Genomic DNA, 1,666 nt, shown 5'->3' with positions numbered 1-1,666 from the left:
ACCGATGCCTTCATGGCCGAGCATCGGGTCAAGACCACACCCCAGACCTTCATCGATGGGCGCCGGGTCGGCGGCTACGACGACCTGCGCCGCTTCTTCGGCAAGTCCGTGGCAGACCCCGGCGCCGTGAGCTACCGCCCCGTCGCCGTACTGTTTGCCCTGACCGCGCTGATGGCGCTGGCGGCGAGCTGGGCGGTCAGCGGCCAGGCCCTGACCCTGCTGGCGGGCGAGTGGTTCATCGCCTTCTCGATGGTGGCGCTCGCGCTCCTCAAGCTGCAGGACGTCGAGAGCTTCTCGACCATGTTCCTGAACTACGACCTGCTGGCGCGGCGCTGGGTGCCCTATGGCAAGATCTATCCCTATGCCGAGGCGCTGGCCGGCCTCCTGATGATCGCCGGGGCGCTGACCTGGATCTCGGTGCCGGTGGCGCTGTTCATCGGCGGCATTGGGGCGGTCTCGGTGTTCAAGGCGGTCTACATCGACCGGCGCGAGCTGAAATGCGCCTGCGTCGGCGGATCGAGCCGGGTGCCGCTCGGCTTCGTCTCGCTGACCGAGAACCTGATGATGGTGGCCATGGCGCTCTGGATGGCGAGCGGGGCGCTGGGACTCCTGCCGCAGCCTGTGCATGGCATGTGAGGCGCCGCCGCGGGGGTGCGACCGGTGGTGGCCGAAGCCCCTGATCCCGCGGGCGGGACTGCTCGACGACGAGGGCGGCGCCGCAGAGGCCCGGCCGCCGGCCGGACCTCCCGATCCTGCGGACGGTCCTACCTGACGACGAGGGGACCGTGCATCCCGCCTTCGTAGTGGCCGGGGATCAGGCAGGCGAATTCGTAGCTGCCGGGTTCGCCGAAGGTCCAGGTGATCTCTCCGCTCTCGCCCGGCCCGAGCCGCAGCGCATTCGCATCGCGATGCACCATGTCGGGCATCTCGGCCATCATGGCCTTGTGCTCCTGGATCTCGTCCGAGGCATCCATGACGAATTCGTGCTCCTGCTCGCCCTCGTTGCGGATCGCGAGACGCACGGTCTCGCCCGCGGCGAAGTCGAGGGCGGGCGGGTCGAAGACCATCCGCCCGTCCTCCGTCTCGCGCATCGCGACCGTCACGGTGCGCGCAGCCTCCTCCGCGCGGGCCGGGGCGCCGATCGTCGTCGCCCCGTGTCCGGATGCGGCATCCGTGCCGCCCATGTGGTCCATCGCGCCCATGTCCCCCATGTGATCCATGTGCTCCATCTGGCCCGTCCCGCCCGGGGCCGCGCCGTGGTCCGGCATGTGCGTCCCGTCCGCCTGCGCGGCTCCGGCGGAAACGGCGGCCAGGAAAGCCATCGTCATGAGTTTCATCTGGTCTTCCTTCATCTGGTTCGGCACGTCCCGCGGCCGATGCGATCACCGTGACGGGGCCGGTTTCCGGCTCCGCATCTCTCGATGTGATGGCCCCAAGGGCCACGGCAGGCTCAGTTGCCCGAGACCTGCCGCTGGTAGTCGGCGGCGCGCTCGGGCCAGGTGCTCTTGATATAGTCGAGCACGGCATGGATCTCGGCCTTGGTCAGCCGGCCTGCGAAGCCCGGCATGTCGCTCTGGTAGCCGTTGCCGACGATGGCCGCGGTCCCCTGCCGGATGATGGCCAGAAGCTGGGCATCCGGATGATGCCAGGTGTGGCCCGAGGCGTC

Annotated in this window: 3 protein-coding genes; 1 reads left to right on the top strand and 2 read right to left on the bottom strand. The window is 69.3% G+C overall.

The window, feature by feature from the left end; all coding sequences use genetic code 11:
* On the top strand, positions 1 to 636 hold a 636-nt coding region (locus tag ACTVZP_RS22160; RefSeq protein ID WP_443214292.1), incomplete at its 5' end, for a MauE/DoxX family redox-associated membrane protein.
* Positions 637 to 764: 128 nt separating this feature from the next.
* Here the strand turns inward: ACTVZP_RS22160 and ACTVZP_RS22155 are convergent.
* Both ACTVZP_RS22155 and ACTVZP_RS22150 read right to left on the bottom strand, forming a co-directional pair.
* Positions 765 to 1,337: a cupredoxin domain-containing protein gene (locus ACTVZP_RS22155; protein WP_443214291.1), complete on the bottom strand. Its 573-nt coding sequence runs from the start codon at positions 1,335 to 1,337 to the stop codon at positions 765 to 767.
* Positions 1,338 to 1,450: 113 nt separating this feature from the next.
* A partial coding sequence (locus ACTVZP_RS22150; RefSeq protein ID WP_443214290.1) for a c-type cytochrome occupies positions 1,451 to 1,666 on the bottom strand: 216 nt, incomplete at its 5' end.

It is taken from the genome of Rhodobacter sp. NSM (genome assembly GCF_052244495.1).
Taxonomy (GTDB): Bacteria; Pseudomonadota; Alphaproteobacteria; order Rhodobacterales; family Rhodobacteraceae; genus Cereibacter_A.
The sequence above is the reverse complement of the archived record's forward strand: the minus strand, read 5'-3'. Positions and strand labels throughout refer to the sequence as shown.